General features: G+C 61.4%; 16 protein-coding genes. 8 read left to right on the forward strand and 8 right to left on the reverse strand.

Annotated features, from left to right (window positions below; genetic code table 11):
* Positions 1–136: 136 nt before the first annotated feature.
* The 6 genes from GJR96_RS15075 (at position 137) to GJR96_RS15100 (ending at position 5,180) form a co-directional block, all read left to right on the forward strand.
* Positions 137–1,210, forward strand: a complete 1,074-nt coding sequence (locus tag GJR96_RS15075) for a glucose 1-dehydrogenase (protein ID WP_151163716.1) — start codon at positions 137–139, stop codon at positions 1,208–1,210.
* Positions 1,207–1,839, forward strand: coding sequence for a transcriptional regulator GfcR (gene gfcR, locus GJR96_RS15080; RefSeq protein ID WP_151163718.1), 633 nt, complete (start codon positions 1,207–1,209; stop codon positions 1,837–1,839). Before GJR96_RS15075 ends, gfcR begins: the two co-directional genes overlap by 4 nt.
* 105 nt (positions 1,840–1,944) lie before the next feature.
* Positions 1,945–2,289, forward strand: coding sequence for a glutaredoxin family protein (locus GJR96_RS15085; protein WP_151163720.1), 345 nt, complete (start codon positions 1,945–1,947; stop codon positions 2,287–2,289).
* A 143-nt stretch (positions 2,290–2,432) separates the two neighbouring features.
* Positions 2,433–2,999, forward strand: a complete 567-nt coding sequence (locus GJR96_RS15090; RefSeq protein ID WP_151163722.1) for a DUF7110 family protein — start codon at positions 2,433–2,435, stop codon at positions 2,997–2,999.
* Positions 3,000–3,134: 135 nt separating this feature from the next.
* Positions 3,135–4,106 (forward strand): phosphoadenosine phosphosulfate reductase family protein, encoded by a 972-nt coding sequence (locus GJR96_RS15095; protein ID WP_151163724.1) that lies wholly within the window; start codon positions 3,135–3,137, stop codon positions 4,104–4,106.
* Between the two features lie 120 nt (positions 4,107–4,226).
* Positions 4,227–5,180, forward strand: coding sequence for a phosphoadenosine phosphosulfate reductase family protein (locus tag GJR96_RS15100; RefSeq protein ID WP_151163726.1), 954 nt, complete (start codon positions 4,227–4,229; stop codon positions 5,178–5,180).
* A gap of 250 nt (positions 5,181–5,430) precedes the next feature.
* Here GJR96_RS15100 and GJR96_RS15105 read toward each other — a convergent pair whose 3' ends face one another.
* Positions 5,431–6,270 (reverse strand): ABC transporter permease subunit, encoded by an 840-nt coding sequence (locus tag GJR96_RS15105; protein WP_151163728.1) that lies wholly within the window; start codon positions 6,268–6,270, stop codon positions 5,431–5,433.
* Positions 6,271–6,413: 143 nt separating this feature from the next.
* On the opposite strand from GJR96_RS15105, the gene GJR96_RS15110 reads away from it, so the two are divergent.
* Entirely contained in the window at positions 6,414–7,124 is a 711-nt protein-coding gene (locus tag GJR96_RS15110; protein WP_151163734.1) for a diphthine--ammonia ligase, read from the forward strand.
* Between the two features lie 70 nt (positions 7,125–7,194).
* Here the strand turns inward: GJR96_RS15110 and GJR96_RS15115 are convergent, their stop codons facing one another.
* A complete protein-coding gene (locus GJR96_RS15115) occupies positions 7,195–8,163 on the reverse strand; it encodes a sugar phosphate nucleotidyltransferase (RefSeq protein WP_151163736.1) in 969 nt (322 codons plus the stop codon).
* A gap of 115 nt (positions 8,164–8,278) precedes the next feature.
* Between GJR96_RS15115 and GJR96_RS15120 the strand changes: the two genes are divergently transcribed.
* Positions 8,279–8,578, forward strand: coding sequence for a transcriptional regulator (locus GJR96_RS15120; RefSeq protein WP_151163738.1), 300 nt, complete (start codon positions 8,279–8,281; stop codon positions 8,576–8,578).
* Positions 8,579–8,602: 24 nt separating this feature from the next.
* Here the strand turns inward: GJR96_RS15120 and GJR96_RS15125 are convergent, their stop codons facing one another.
* The 6 genes from GJR96_RS15125 to GJR96_RS15150 form a co-directional block, all read right to left on the reverse strand.
* Positions 8,603–9,448 carry an HNH endonuclease gene (locus GJR96_RS15125; protein ID WP_151163740.1) on the reverse strand — a complete coding sequence of 282 codons (846 nt, stop codon included), beginning with the start codon at positions 9,446–9,448 and terminating at the stop codon, positions 8,603–8,605.
* 63 nt (positions 9,449–9,511) lie between these two features.
* Positions 9,512–10,195: a type 1 glutamine amidotransferase domain-containing protein gene (locus GJR96_RS15130; RefSeq protein WP_151163742.1), complete on the reverse strand. Its 684-nt coding sequence runs from the start codon at positions 10,193–10,195 to the stop codon at positions 9,512–9,514.
* Between the two features lie 90 nt (positions 10,196–10,285).
* Complete coding sequence (locus tag GJR96_RS15135; protein ID WP_151163744.1) at positions 10,286–11,590, reverse strand: ABC transporter ATP-binding protein; 1,305 nt, start codon at positions 11,588–11,590, stop codon at positions 10,286–10,288.
* Positions 11,587–12,669, reverse strand: coding sequence for an ABC transporter ATP-binding protein (locus tag GJR96_RS15140; protein ID WP_151163746.1), 1,083 nt, complete (start codon positions 12,667–12,669; stop codon positions 11,587–11,589). The genes GJR96_RS15135 and GJR96_RS15140 overlap by 4 nt, the downstream gene beginning before the upstream one ends.
* Positions 12,666–13,823: an ABC transporter permease gene (locus GJR96_RS15145; RefSeq protein ID WP_151163748.1), complete on the reverse strand. Its 1,158-nt coding sequence runs from the start codon at positions 13,821–13,823 to the stop codon at positions 12,666–12,668. The genes GJR96_RS15140 and GJR96_RS15145 overlap by 4 nt, the downstream gene beginning before the upstream one ends.
* Positions 13,823–14,797: an ABC transporter permease gene (locus GJR96_RS15150; protein ID WP_151163751.1), complete on the reverse strand. Its 975-nt coding sequence runs from the start codon at positions 14,795–14,797 to the stop codon at positions 13,823–13,825. The genes GJR96_RS15145 and GJR96_RS15150 overlap by 1 nt, the downstream gene beginning before the upstream one ends.
* Between the last annotated feature and the right edge of the window lies 1 nt (position 14,798).

The following is a 14,798-nucleotide window of genomic DNA, read 5'->3' on the forward strand; positions in this document are numbered from 1 at the left end:
CACGGATGGGCTGGATAGGCTGGTCCGGTGTGACGGTTCGTCATGGGCTGGTAAGACGACGCAGGGCGCTCACCGTGATTAATTATTTACTCAGCATAGAATAAGTCTTTTGGTGGGGTGGTGCGTTGGGGGAAATATGAAAGCAATCGTCGTCAAGCGCGGGGAAGACAAACCGGTCGTCATCGACAAGCCACGACCGGAACCCGAATCCGGGGAAGCACTCGTCCGGACGCTTCGCGTCGGTGTCGACGGGACCGACCACGAGGTCATCTCCGGTGGGCACGGGGGATTCCCCGAAGGCGAAGACCACCTCGTCCTCGGGCACGAGGCGGTCGGTATCGTCGTCGACCCGAACGACACCGAGTTAGAAGAGGGAGATATCGTCGTCCCCACGGTCAGGCGACCACCGAAATCGGGGACGAACGAGTTCTTCGAGCGCGACCAACCGGATATGGCGCCCGACGGGATGTACGCCGAACGCGGTATCGTCGGCGAACACGGGTTCATGTCCGACTTCTTTACCAGCCCAGAGGAGTACCTCGTGCGCATCCCGCGCTCGCATGCCGAACTCGGCTTTCTCATCGAACCCATCTCTATCACCGAGAAGGCCCTCGAACTCGCGTACGCGAGTCGCTCGTCGTTCGACTGGGACCCGTCGTCCGCGCTCGTGCTCGGAAACGGCAGTCTCGGACTCCTGACGCTGGCGATGCTGAAAGTCGACGACAAGGCCTACGAGCGACTCTACTGCCTCGGCCGACGGGACCGGCCCGACCCGACCATCGACATTATCGAGAAACTGGGTGGGACCTACGTCGACTCTCGACAGACACCCGTCGAGGACATCCCGGACGTACACGAGCAGATGGACTTCATCTACGAGGCAACGGGGTTCCCGAAACACGCTATCCAGTCGGTGCAAGCACTCGCGCCGAACGGTGTCGGTGCCCTGCTCGGCGTGCCGAGCGATTGGGAGTTCGAAGTCGACGCGGGCGCGTTCCACCGGGAGATGGTCCTTCACAACAAGGCCCTCGTCGGAAGCGTCAACTCTCACGTGAAGCACTTCGAGGCGGCGACGGTGACGTTCACCAAGCTTCCCCGGTGGTTCCTGCGTGACCTCGTCACGGGAGTCTATCCGCTATCGAACTTCGAAGAAGCGTTCGACGACGACGACACCACTATAAAAACCGCCATCGAATTCAGTAGCGTATGAAGAACGTCGACGACCTCATCGCCAGCGCGGCGGAGCTCGCGGACCGTGGTCTCTCGAAGGGCGAGATTGCCGACGAGTTGAACGTCTCCCGTGAAACCGCTAGTTGGCTTGTCGAACGAAGTGGCGCGGCCACCAAACCCAAACCCGCAGAGAAACCCGATGGTCCAGACGACATCCACGTCGACTGGAACGCCATCGGGAGTGGCGGCAAACGCCTCACGTACATCGGTCGTGCACTCGCCGACCTGCTCTTGGAGACGCACGAAGAGGCAGACGTCACCATCGGTATCGAGAAAGCGGGCGTCCCGCTCGCGACGAGCGTCTCGCGCGAACTCGAAACGTCGCTCGGTGCGTACTCACCCGCGAAACACCAGTGGGACGAAGGCGACATCGAGGACCTCGGTGGCGGGTTCTCCCGGAACTTCGCCCCCGTCGACGGCCGCAAGTGCTTCATCGTCGACGACACGGTGACGAGCGGAACCACGCTCCGCGAGACGATAGAGTCGATTCGCGCGGAAGGCGGCGAACCACTCGCGTGTGTCGTCATCGTCGACAAACAGGGCGTCGAAGAGATAGACGGCGTCCCCGTTTACTCGCTCATCAACGTCGTCCGCGTCGGCGAACAGTAATCCCGACCCGGTAGCCGGCAGCCTACCTGGCCGACGGCCGACTGGTCGTCTGGCCGACCACCACACGACGCAACTCCTTTGTCTGCCGGGCCGTTACGTAGGTCTATGACTTTCCAACCCGAGAGCATGGACCCAGAAGAAGTCCAGTCCCGTGTGAACGAGGCCATCGAGAACAACGACGTCGTCCTCTTCATGAAGGGCAACCGCTTGATGCCGCAGTGTGGGTACTCCGCGAAGGCGCTCGAACTCATCTCACAGTACGTCGACGAGTTCGAGACGGTCGACGTGCTTCCTGCACTCCCGCACTACCGGGCGGCCCTCGACGACAAGAGTGGGTGGGAGACGATTCCCCAGACGTTCGTCGACGGTGAGTTCATCGGTGGCAGCGACATTCTCGAAGAACTCGACACCCGTGGCGAACTCGAAGCGACGCTGACCGGCGAGAACTAATCGACGGCCTCTCCCGAGAGTATGAACTCGTTTTTGCGCTAACTGGAAGGGGAGCCCATATAAGTCTCCGACTCGTACAGACACACAGGTATCGCCAACCGCGTGCGCCCGCACCGTGGCTCTCGTCGATACCGAAGCCAACAATGTCAGGCCGCGTATATCGACTCCATTCGACGTTGGAACTGCCACTCGAAGACGTAATGGACTACTTCGAGAACGACCCTACACTCCCACCGGAGGTTGAGGATGTGGACATCACGCGCCGCAACAACACCCTCATCATCAAAGCCGTCTCTGCTGACGACAATCTCAGCAAGTACACCCCGACGGCACAACTGAAGGCGAGTGTAACCGAGAACCGCGTCTACGAAGAAGAGCCACCCCGAGCAGGTGCGCCGAGTTGGGGACAAGAAGAAGAAGAGGAGATTCCCTCGGAACTCGTCGAGTTCGCCTGCTTCAAAGGTGACCTCGAGACCGTACTCCAGAACACGGCGCTTCAGTACCCGATGTTCCTCGTCCTCCGAGAGATTGCGATGCTCTCAGAGAAGGGGACGCTGACCGCCATCACCGAAGAGAGCGACGAACTTCAGGCGACGCGCATCGTCGAAGGCGAAGTGCGCGCTGCGTCCGTCGAAGTCGTCGAGAACCCACAGCAGAACAGTTCGGCTGACAGCGGTGTCAACTGGCGCGACAACAAGTTCATCTCCTGAACTCGCCGTATCCTCTATCCCAGTCCGTCGCACCACGATAGCCTGCGGCCCTACTCGTGTGCGACGGTACCACGGGCCACACAATTCCTCGGTCAAAAAGCATTTACACGACCTAATTAGATGTAATTACGTACCATGTCGGAAGCCTTCCCAGACTACCTCGACGTCGACTACACCGACGGCGAGGGAGAGACGCCGGAAGATTACCCGAGCATCGAGGAGAAAATCGAGAAGGCCATCGAAGTCACGAAGGTCGGTCTCGAGCAATACGAGAACCCTGCCGTCATGTGGACTGGCGGGAAGGATTCGACGCTCACGCTCTACTTCATCAAGGAAGTCGCCGAGCGCTACGACCTCGAAGTTCCCCCGGCGGTCTTCATCGACCACTACCAGCACTTCGACGAAATCATGGACTTCGTCGAGCACTGGGCCGACGAGTGGGACCTCGACGTCATCTGGGCGCGCAACGAGGACATCGGCAACTACGTCGACGAACACGGCCTCGAACCCGGTGACGACATCGACGTCTCGGAACTCTCCGAGCACAACCGACACCACATCCGCAACATCCTCGAGTACGAAGAGGACACCTTCCCCTTCCTCCTCGACACCTACGTCGGTAACCACCTGCTGAAGACCGTCGCACTCAACGACACCCTCGAAGAGTACGACATCGACGGCGTCATCTCGGGCGTCCGCTGGGACGAACAGGAAGCCCGTGCCGACGAGACGTTCTTCAGCCCGCGTCACGACCCCGACATCTACCCGCCGCACGACCGCATCCAACCCATCCTCCAGTTCGAAGAGAGCGCCGTCTGGGACGCCTTCTGGTACTTCGCCGTCCCCGACACGGTCGAGAACTACCCCGAAGACGGCTACGTCCCGGAGAGCGACGAGGACCTCCCCGAGGGCGTTTCGCAGGAAGACGTGCCCGTCTCGCCGAAGTACTTCGCCGGGTTCCGCAGTCTCGGCAGCGAAGTCTCGACGGACAAGTCCGCCGAAGAACCGGCGTGGCTGCAGGACATGGCGAACACGACCGAGCGCGCAGGCCGCGCCCAGGACAAAGAGGACCTGATGGAGCGCCTGCGTGACCTCGGCTACATGTAACGTTCGGGTCTGAAGGCTCGATTCGACAACTCGTTTTTGCGGTCCTAACGGTCGATAAGCGCCGCCTACCGTCTCGTTAGTCCGAAAACATAGATAACGCCTGCCGTCGATGCATCCACCATGGTTCTTCGGTTTCCCGACTATCTCAGCCTCGATTACAGCGAGGGTCGTGACGAGACTGCCGCAGCGTACCCCACACTCGAAGACAAACTCGAAAAGGCGGCGTCTATCACCCGCACCGCACTCGAACAGTACGAGCGACCCGCAATCATGTGGACCGGTGGGAAAGACTCGACTGTCGTCCTCTACGTCGTCCGCGAAGTCGCCGCCGACCTCGGCGTGGCGGTTCCGCCGGTCGTCTTCATCGACCACTTCGAACACTTCGACGAGACCGAACAGTTCGTCTACGACTGGGCCGACCGCTGGGACCTCGACCTCATCGTCGCCCGCAACGAGGACTTCGCAGGCCGTGGCATGGCCCCCGGCGACGAAATCGCCGTCTCCGACCTGCGCGACGAGACCCAACGCGAACTCGCCCGTCTCGGTTACGACGACGACACCATCGTCCTCGACGCCGATACCTTCGAGGGCAACCACCTGCTGAAGACCGTCGCGCTCAACGACGTCATCACCGAACACGGCTTCGACGGCATCTTCTCCGGCGTCCGCTGGGACGAACAGGAAGCCCGCGCCGACGAGACGTTCTTCAGTCCGCGCCACGAGTCCGACAAGTACCCGCCGCACGACCGGGTCCACACCATCCTCCAGTTCACCGAGGCGGACATCTGGGGTGCCTTCTGGAACTACGTCGTCCCCGACGCCGTCGACGGGTACCCCGTTGGCCACGTCCCCCAATCGTACGATGACCTCCCCGAAGGAGTCGAACCCACCGACCTCCCCGTCTCGCCGAAGTACTTCGAAGGCTACCGCTCGCTCGGCACCGAATCCGGGTCGACGAAGGCCGACGACCGCCCCGCGTGGGTGCAGGACCTCGCCGCGAGCAAGGAACGAGAAGGTCGCGCACAGGACAAAGAGAACCTGATGGCGCGCCTCCGCGACCTCGGCTACATGTAAGACGACTTCGTACTCGTCGGGTCGCACTCCGTTCGACCGTTCACGGTGAGACTATCGTTCGAAACTCTCTGAGTGCGAGCGAAGCGAGTCGCCCATCGCAGGGGTAAAAAGGGAGATTCTGCGGGTGTACTGACCCAGAGCACGTATCAGTCAAAAATTCGTTCCGTCTGCTTCAGGAGGGAACACCCTCTTCACGGCAGTCTCCGCCGGAGAGGGCGTTGCCGGAGAACCCCAGCACGGAACTCGTTCGCTACTGGATGTCAGCGGTCGTAAAGCGCAGATATCCCAATACGAGCGGAAGTGCACACCATAGTCCGAGAATCAGGAATCCGACCCAGTCGTCGAGGTACACTGCGCTTCCTTCCGGATAGGACGTAATCTCACCGTACTGTGGAATGACCGCCTTCGTTGCTTTCATGAAGGCAGTCGAAGGGTTGAGCGTCCCGACGAATTTGAACCAGTCGGGTAACCCCGCCTCCGGGATATCGTTCCCGTAAATCGCCAATTGGAGGAGGAGAAGCAGAACGTCCCATCCCAGCAGAAAAAGTGAGTACAGTGCTCCTGCACCGACGAATGCCCGCGTTCTCGACTTCATCCCCGCCGAGAAGCCCGTAGCGAGGCCGATGTAGACAGTCCCGTAAAGTATCGTCAGGAGCGTGTATTGACCGAAGACGACGGCGTCGAACGACTCGTAGGTCGCCAGAGCGATTGCCCCTGCGACGGTATAGCCGACGAGTATCGACACACCGATGACGGCAGTTCGCCCGACAAACTTCCCGAAGACGACTTCTGCTCGCGAATTTGGTAGGCTCAAGAGGAATCGGATTGTCCCGCTCTCCAGTTCACCCGCAACAGTGTCGTACGCGAGACTCAGACCGATTAAAGGGACCATGAACACTGTGGGCTGTCTCATACTGTTCAAGAGTGCCAGCGTGCTTCTGTTCGCAGTGCTGTCTTGATACATGAGGGGAATCCACTGTATCGTGGCGAGCCACGTGGCGAACGCGACGAACAGCAACGTCGTAGTGAGGAGGGAAAGCGACCGTATCGAGTCCCGGAAATCTTTCTTTATCACTGCGGGGAGGGCCATGAGTATCACCACACCTGTCAATCAAATGTATTTTTCGCACGTCGTCATCTCGGTACTCGTGGCTGTGCAGTCGTATCGTCGTCCTGCTGGCAGCACAGCATCCACACCGTAGCGCCTATCTCTCTCAACACGGTATCGCACCCATGGCATCCGAGTGGGTCAGTCTCTTCTCGGGCGGCAAGGACTCCTCGTGGGCGCTCTACCGGGCGCTCGAAGAGGGATTGAACGTCACCCGCCTCCTGACCGTCCACCCGAGCGACGACTCGTACATGTACCACGTGCCGGCGACCGACCTCACCGCACTCGCGGCGGAGAGCATCGGCATCGAACACGTAAACGTCCATCCCGGCGATTTGGAAGCGACCGACGCCACCGACTCCGGCGAACAGGGCGACGCCGAACTCGAACCGCTCGAAGCGGCCATCGAAGAACTTCAATCCGAAATCGACCTCGCAGGCGTCACTGCGGGCGCCATCGAGAGCGAGTTCCAGACGAACCGGATTCAGGGGATGTGCGACCGCCTCGGTATCGACCTCTTCGCACCTCTCTGGCAGGAGGACCCGCGCGAACTCGGCGAGGCGATGCTCGACGCCGGGTTCGAAATCACGCTGATTCAGGTCGCCGCGCACGGCCTCGACGAATCGTGGCTCGGCCGAACACTCGACGAAGAGGCACTCGACGAACTCGCAGAACTCAACGAGCAGTACGGCGTCCACGTCCTCGGCGAGGGGGGCGAGTTCGAGACGTTCGTCACCGACGGGCCCCACATGGACCGCCCGATTGAACTCGAATACGAGACCGAGTGGGAAGGGACACACGGGCGACTCCGCATCACCGACGCGTATCTGGACTGAGGTGACTATCCGGGATTCGTCTCGAACACGTACAAAATAGAACGCTGTTCTGCGAGTGCGGCAGTCGTTTCTACTGCCCGTTCGTCAACCGTGAGTGTGCGCCGATGAGCGCGTTCGAGAGGTCGAGGTTCTCGATGTGCGTCTCCTCGTCGACGATGGAGTTCTTCAGGTCGGCGTTGCGGATGATTGCACCGGGGAAGACGACCGACTCTTCGAGACTGGAGTTCTCGACTGTCGCGTTGGCCATGATATGGACGTTCTGTCCGAGTTCGGTGTTCGTCACCGTCGCCGTGTCGTGGATGAAGTTCTCGCCTTCGAGGTACCACGCCACTGCGTCGAGGTAGCTCTGCGGCGTGCCGATGTCGAACCACGCGCCGTCGAAGGTGTACGCGAACACGTCGCCGTTCTGTTGCAGCCACTGCATGAACCAGCCCGGTTCGTCGGGGTTGTTGTCGCCGGAGAGGTACTCGTCGAACTTCGGCAGGTCGCCGGCAGGAATCGCGTAGCACGCGATGGAGACGAGCGTGCTCTTCGGGTTCTCGGGCTTCTCTTGGAAGCTGACGACGCGGTCACCGTCGAGTTCGACGAGACCGTACGATTTCGCGCGTTCGAGGTCCTTCACGTCGTAGGCGGCCAGAGTCGGTGCTTCCTTCTCGTAGAAGAAGTCCACGAAGTCGGCGACGTCGAAGCTGATGAGGTTGTCGCCGGCGATGACGACGAGGTCCTCGTCGACTTCCTCGCGGTCGATGAGTTGGGCGAGTGCACCGACGACGCCGAACTTCTCGTCCTCGGCGCTGGTGTCTTCGACAGATAGCGTGGGCTTCTCGTACGGTGACTCGTCGATGTACGTCTCGAACGACTCTGCGAACCGCTCGTTCGTGCTCACGAACACCTCGGAGACTCGGTCGTCGGCTTCGAGGTCTTCGAAAATGGTGTCGATAACCGTCTGGTCACCGACCGGGAGGAACATCTTCGGTCGGTGTTTGGTAATCGGCCACAGACGCGTTGCGTACCCACCGGCAAGGACGACTGCCTTCATGTCCCTCAAATCCCACCACGTGGTCAAGGTCTTTTTGCATCCTCTCTATTTTGCTGACAGTTCGACGTGGTCGCACGGCGGAAGGAACTTTCCCCTCGGATACTAACCTCGTCCCATGTCAGACCGGGAGTCTACCGCGACGACCCGCCAGCGTATCGCCGACGCCCTCCGCGCCGACCCGGCAACCGCCTCCGAACTCTCGACGAGTCTCGGTGTCCCTGCGTCGTCGGTCTACGGCCATCTCCAGCACGTCGCTCGCACCATCCAGAGTGAAGGCGACGAACAATTTCTCGTCGCCCCACCCGAGTGCCGAAACTGCGGATTCAGTGCCTTCGACGACCCGGTGAACTACCCCTCGCGGTGTCCCGAGTGTCGGAGTGAAGGTATCGAAGAAGCAGTCTTCAAAATCGGGTAGCGAAGTCAGCATCGACGACGCCACTCAGAACGTGGCAATTTCTCTGTTGTGGTATTCGAGATACTGCTCGTCAACCTCGTGGTCATCGCGAACGTACAGTGACGCACCGTCGATGTCTCGGTCGTATGCGTGTGCGATGGTCTTCGAATCGGGGTCGATTGCGAGCATCCCGTAGTCGAAATCTGCGTGATGGTCAGGGCAGAGAACGAGAACGTTCGCTTCGACGTCAGGTCCGCCATGAGGTCGGCCGAGTGGTTTGAGATGGTGGGCTTCCGCGTAGCCATCGTCCACATTCCGTCGCCGCCGGTCTCCACAGACCTGACACGTGTGCGAGTATCGTTCTTTGAGTGCGGACGTGAGTTTCGTGTTTCTGATGATTCGACTTCGTGTCGTTTGGATTCTCTCAGGAGGCGAGAGGTCCGGTGTCGACTCGGCAGCATCCACCCGTTCTTCGTGTTCGGCCCGACGCCTGAGGACGAACTGGAATACCTCTCTGTCATCCGTATCGAACGGGCCGCACTCGTGGGAAACGACTTCGACTTGGCCTTGGTATTCCCAGTCAGCGTTGTTGTCTGGCCTGTGGAAAAAGAAGATAGGAAGCGGGTTATCCTCGGCTTGCGCGAGAAACTTATTTCCACCCGTGAGCGTCTGGTCACCCGTCCGACCTTCGCCGATGTACGTGAATTGACCACCGGTTACATCATCCGCATACGGTCCTGTGTCACTCGAAAAGAGTCGAAGGTAGCGTTGCTCGTCGTCGTCGTAACAGATTTCGATGCCGCGTCCGGTCATCCCTCGGTCGAACCGGGCCTCCAGTTCTGAACCACTGAGACGTTCTCCGGGGGTGAGCGAAAGGTCTGCTAACTTCACGACGGCACCGATGTAACCCCACCGAAAAAGTGTTACCTCACTGCCTGTAGTTGTCGATCCGACTTACAGTTCGTCCAGTTCGTCGAGGAGCGTCTGCGCCCCTGCTGCCGACGACCCCGGACCGCGCGCCGTGATGAGGTCACCATCGACAGTCACACTTGTGTCGGCGTCGAGTTCGGCGTCCCAGACGCCACCGGCGGCCTTCACTTCGTCTTCGACCCAGTAGGGCAACTTCCGGCCGTCGGGCATCAGGTCGTCGTCGTCGACGATTCCTTCTTCCCACTCGTTCGGGAACCCGGTGACGTTGCGCCCGTCGACGAGGAACGACCCGTCCGCCTCGCGGGTGAACGCGAGGATGCCGACGGCGTGGCAGACGACGAGGGCCTTGCTCTCGCCACCGGCGACGGCCTGCAAGAGTGCCTGTCGGGCGTGGCGGTCCTGATTGACGTCCCACTCGGTCCCGTGCCCGCCGGGGAAGACGACGGCGTCGTATTCGCGGGCGTCGACCTGTGCGAGTTTCTCGGGGTTCTGGAGACGTTCGTCGTTCTCGTGAACCTCCATCACGTGTTCGGCGAGTTCTTCGCCGACGTTCTCTGGGTCGACGGAGCGTTCGTCGACGACGGGGACGCCGCCAGTCGGTGTGGCGACGGTGATATCGACACCAGCGTCGCTCAGCGTGGTCAGTGGTTCGATACACTCCTCGCCCCAGTAGCCATGCTCGCTTACGATAAAGAGTGCTGACGTCATCGACCTGTTGTACGACCTGCTGATAAATAGGCACCGGGGAGGCGGAAACCTCGTGTGGGTTCTGCGTACCGAGACCGGTGTCGTCCCCACTCAGTCGTCGTTCGTGGGTGGGTCGATGGGGACGCCCTCGTCGACGAGGTGACACGCGGCGGTCGACCCTTGCGGCGTCGATTCGAGCACTGGATGGGTTTGCTCGCAGACGGTACTGAACGCGTCGTCGAGCGTCCGGCGTGCCGCCTGGTCGTCGCCGGCGACGAGGGCGGAGAGGCCGTTCGAGAGGAGTGCTTCGGCATCCGGGTCCGACAGTGTCGCTGGGATGTCGAACTCGCGCCGGAGTTCGCGTTTCACGGCGTCGTCCCCGACTTCTTCGGGTGTGTCTGCGTCCCCCTCTGCTACGAGGAACGTCCGAACGTCGTCGACGTCGACGTCACCGTCGATGCGTAGTCGTAAGTCGAGGACGCGACGCCACTCGGTCTGGTCGAGGTCGAACTGCTCGGGCTGGATGACCTCGGGACACCGGGTGTGGAACCGACACCCTTCGGGAGGGTTCGACGGACTCGGTACGTCGCCCGTGAGTTCGACACGGTGGCCTCTCCGCGAGGGGTCCGGTGTCGGAATCGACGAGATGAGTGCGCGTGTGTACGGGTGCTGTGGGTCTTCGAACAGCGTCTCCGTGTCGGCTACCTCGACGATTTCGCCGAGGTACATCACGGCCACCCGGTCGCACACCTCGCGGACGACGCCCAAGTCGTGACTGATGAACACGATAGCGAGTCCGAATTCGGCCTGCAACTCGCGCATCAGCGAGATAATCTCCGCCTGGATGGAGACGTCCAGCGCCGAGACGGGTTCGTCAGCGACGACGAGGTCCGGGTTGAGGACGAGCGCTCGTGCGAGTGCGATACGCTGTTTCTGCCCACCGGAGAACTCGTGCGGGTAGCGGTCGAAGTCCGTCGCCGACAGACCGACGCGCTCCAGTAGATTTTCGACGATTCGGCGGCGACGGCGCCGGTCACGCATCCCGTGGATGGCGAGTGGTTCGGCCACCGACTCGCCGACGCTCATCCGCGGGTCGAAACTCGACGACGGGTCCTGAAACATCATCTGTGCGCGGCGACGGAAGCGCTTCAGTTCGGTGTCGTCGTAGTCGGTGATGTCCTCGCCGTCGAAGACGACTGCGCCGTCAGTCGGGTCTTCCAACCTGAGGAGCGACGTCGCCGCCGTCGACTTGCCACATCCGGACTCACCGACGAGTCCCAGCGTCTCACCGGCGGAGACGTCGAACGAGATACCGTCGACTGCTTTCACCCGACCGACCTCCGATTTGAGGACGCCCTTCGTAATCGGGTAGTGTTTCTTCAGTTCCTGAACCGACAGCAACGGGTCAGAACTCATCGGGCGTCACCCCCAGACGAGTCGTGTCCGTCGTCAGGGTCCGCCACGGCGGCCCCGCCGTCTGCCACTCGTGATTCTGAGGCCGACCCACCACGAATCACCGACGAGTCGTACCCGGGGCCGTAGTACACGCACGCTGCTTCGTGGCCCGCGTCGACAGTGAGCGGTTCCGGGTGGTCACCGGCACGACAGTCAGCAGTCGCGTGCGGACACCGTGGGTGGAACCGACACCCTGCGGGTGGTCTCTTCGGGTCGGGGAGCGTACCACCAATCGGCCGCATCGACTCCCCTTGGCCGGGGAGGCAGTCGAGAAGTGCCTGCGTGTACGGATGCGACGGGCGGTCGAACACGTCGTAGACCGTACCGGACTCCATCACTTTCCCCGCGTACATGACGACGACGCGGTCGGCGATTTCGGCGACGACGCCCAGGTCGTGCGTGACGAAGACGATGCTCATGTCGAACTCGTCCTGTAAGTCGCGGAGGAGTCTGAGAATCTGGGCTTGTATCGTCACGTCGAGGGCCGTCGTCGGTTCGTCGGCGATGAGGAGGTCCGGGTCGGCAGACAGCGCCATCGCGATGACGACGCGCTGTTTCATGCCGCCGGAGAACTCGTGCGGATAGTCGTCGATTCGAGCGGTCGCCTCTGGGATTCCAACGCGGTCGAGGAGGTCGATTGCGCGGTCACGCGCTGCCTGTTTCGACACGTCCCTGTGGAGGCGAATCGCCTCGACGATTTGTGCGCCGACCGGATAGACCGGGTTGAGGGCGCTCTGTGGATTCTGGAAGACGTGTGCGATTCGACCGCCACGAATGGATTCGAGGCGCTTGCCCGACGCGTCGGTCAGGTCTTCACCGTCGAACAGAATCTCGCCGTCGGCAATCTCGCCCGGCGGCATCGGGAGGAGTCTCGTGATGGACTCACAGGCGACGGTCTTGCCGGACCCGGACTCGCCGACGATACAGACCGTCTCGCCGCGTTTCACGTCGAACGAGACGCCGTCGACGGCGCGGACGACACCTTCGTCGGTGTTGAACTGGACGTGCAAGTTCCGAACGGAGAGGAGTGGGTCGGTCATGCCTCACCCTCCGAACGCGGGTCGAGTGCGTCCCGCAACGCGTCGCCGACGAAGTTGAACGCCAGCACCGTGAAGAACAGGAACACACCCGGGATGGTCGCAATCCACCACGCGCTATCGAGGTCACCACGACCGGACGCGATGACCTGTCCCCACGACGGCGTCGAGGGGTCGGTCAGTCCGAGGAACGCGAACGTCGCTTCGAAGAGGATGAACGACGGGATGAGGAGCGTCGCCGCTGTGATGACCGTGTTCGACACGTTCGGCATCAGGTGACGGCGGATAATCCATCCGTCCGACGCACCGGCGTTCTCGGCGGCGCGGATGTACGACTCCTCGCGCCGTTGGAGCGCTTCAGAGCGTACCAGTCTGGCGATACCGCCCCACCCGAGGAAGCCGAATATCGTGATGAGCAAGAAGAGACTCGGCTTGAACAGGTAGGTCACGATGAGGAACAAGAAGAACGTCGGGAACGTCTGCTGGATATCGACGTAGCGCATCAACACCTCGTCGACGAGGCCAGAGAAGTACGCGGCAGACGTTCCGACAGCAGTCCCGATACTCACGACGATGAGCATCGTGACCAGTCCGACCTGCATACTCACGCGCATCCCGAAGACGACGAGTTTGGCGATGCCCTTCCCGTCGCTCGTCGTCCCGAGTGGGTACTGCCACGTACCGTGGCACAGTCCGTCGGCAGTCTGGCCGACACACGTCGTGGGCACGGCCGAATCGACGCTGAGGAACATTGGCGGTTGGTACGCCGCGAGGACGTTCAACTCTGGTTTCGCCAGCACCAACGGCCCGAACGTCCCGACGACGAAGACGACGATGAGGTACACGGCGCTCACGACTGCGGCGCGGTTCTTCTTGAATCGTCGCCAGTAGTACGCCGTCAACCGACGGTTTTCGACCAACGGCCAGACGACGAAGAACGCCCCGACGAGCAACGTGAGGACGAACAACCAGTTCGTCCCCGACAAGAGGGCGTCGTCTGTCACGAACACGTCGTAGGCGACGGTGACGACGTAGGCCAGTGCGGTCACGACGAGAACTTGCGTTCGCCGCGGCAGGCCGAGTCCGCCCAGTTCGTCCCACTCCACGTCCTCGAATCGTTCGGTGGTGCCCGCGTCGGGTTGCGTATCGGCTGCCATCAGCGGTCACCGTAGTCGATTCGCGGGTCCAACACGGTGTAGGCGATGTCCTGGACGAGGTTCCCGACGATGGCGATGAACACCGGCACGAGCGTCGTCGCCATGACGAGCGCCGTGTCCTGCTGGATGATGGCTTTGTAACTCAACAACCCGAGACCGGGAATCTGGAAGACCACCTCTGTGATGTACGCACCGGCGAAGAGCAAGCCGAGGATGTCGGCGACGAGGATGGTCATCAACGGCACCATCGCCGGTCTGAAGATGTGCCGGACGAGGACGCGCCAGTCGTTCGCCCCCTTCGCCCGCGCCGTCTTCACGAAGTCCGCGTGGACGTACTCCAGCGCTTCCGCGCGGGAGTACCGCATATTGCCGGCGATGGCACCCGTCGAGAGGACGATGACGGGTAAGAGGAGTTGCTTCGCGTTCGCGAGTGTCCAGACACCTCTCCCCGTCTGGTAGTAACTGGGCAACCACCCCAAGTCGACGGCGAACACGAGGATGAGCATGATACCGAACCAGAAGTTCGGGATGCTGATGCCGAAGAACGCCGTGAACGTCCCGACGTAGTCGGTCAGGGTGTACTGGTGTGTCGCTGAGTAGAGGCCGATTGCGTACCCGAAGACGATAGAGATGAGCGTGGCGGGCACGGCGTACATCAACGAGTAGGGATACGCGGCGGCTATCGCGTCTATCACCGGTTGGTTGCGGGTGAACGACCACCCCCAGTTGAACGTCGCCATGTTCACCATGTAGTTCGTATAGCGGGTCAGTAACGGTTCGTCGCGGCCGGTTATCTCGTCGAACGTCTCTCGCGCCTCGTCCACGTCGCCGCCCTCGGTGGCGGCCTGAAACGCGAAGGCTGTCTGGCCGTCACCCGGTGCGACGGCGAGGAGGCCGAAGGTAATCGACAAGATGAGGTACGTCGCAACCACCGCCCACGCGACGCGACGGGCGACGTACCAGTGCATGCTCATC

Origin of the sequence: Haloferax litoreum (assembly GCF_009674605.1) — an archaeon.
Lineage (GTDB): Archaea > Halobacteriota > Halobacteria > Halobacteriales > Haloferacaceae > Haloferax > Haloferax litoreum.

Excerpts from the sequence above, each read along its gene's own strand:
- GJR96_RS15075 (WP_151163716.1), top strand. The coding sequence starts at position 137 with ATGAAAGCAATCGTCGTCAAGCGCGGGGAAGACAAACCGGTCGTCATC.
- gfcR (WP_151163718.1), top strand. The coding sequence starts at position 1,207 with ATGAAGAACGTCGACGACCTCATCGCCAGCGCGGCGGAGCTCGCGGAC.
- GJR96_RS15085 (WP_151163720.1), top strand. The coding sequence starts at position 1,945 with ATGACTTTCCAACCCGAGAGCATGGACCCAGAAGAAGTCCAGTCCCGT.
- GJR96_RS15090 (WP_151163722.1), top strand. The coding sequence starts at position 2,433 with ATGTCAGGCCGCGTATATCGACTCCATTCGACGTTGGAACTGCCACTC.
- GJR96_RS15095 (WP_151163724.1), top strand. The coding sequence starts at position 3,135 with ATGTCGGAAGCCTTCCCAGACTACCTCGACGTCGACTACACCGACGGC.
- GJR96_RS15100 (WP_151163726.1), top strand. The coding sequence starts at position 4,227 with ATGGTTCTTCGGTTTCCCGACTATCTCAGCCTCGATTACAGCGAGGGT.
- GJR96_RS15105 (WP_151163728.1), bottom strand. The coding sequence starts at position 6,270 with ATGGCCCTCCCCGCAGTGATAAAGAAAGATTTCCGGGACTCGATACGG.
- GJR96_RS15110 (WP_151163734.1), top strand. The coding sequence starts at position 6,414 with ATGGCATCCGAGTGGGTCAGTCTCTTCTCGGGCGGCAAGGACTCCTCG.
- GJR96_RS15115 (WP_151163736.1), bottom strand. The coding sequence starts at position 8,163 with ATGAAGGCAGTCGTCCTTGCCGGTGGGTACGCAACGCGTCTGTGGCCG.
- GJR96_RS15120 (WP_151163738.1), top strand. The coding sequence starts at position 8,279 with ATGTCAGACCGGGAGTCTACCGCGACGACCCGCCAGCGTATCGCCGAC.
- GJR96_RS15130 (WP_151163742.1), bottom strand. The coding sequence starts at position 10,195 with ATGACGTCAGCACTCTTTATCGTAAGCGAGCATGGCTACTGGGGCGAG.
- GJR96_RS15135 (WP_151163744.1), bottom strand. The coding sequence starts at position 11,590 with ATGAGTTCTGACCCGTTGCTGTCGGTTCAGGAACTGAAGAAACACTAC.
- GJR96_RS15140 (WP_151163746.1), bottom strand. The coding sequence starts at position 12,669 with ATGACCGACCCACTCCTCTCCGTTCGGAACTTGCACGTCCAGTTCAAC.
- GJR96_RS15145 (WP_151163748.1), bottom strand. The coding sequence starts at position 13,823 with ATGGCAGCCGATACGCAACCCGACGCGGGCACCACCGAACGATTCGAG.
- GJR96_RS15150 (WP_151163751.1), bottom strand. The coding sequence starts at position 14,797 with ATGAGCATGCACTGGTACGTCGCCCGTCGCGTCGCGTGGGCGGTGGTT.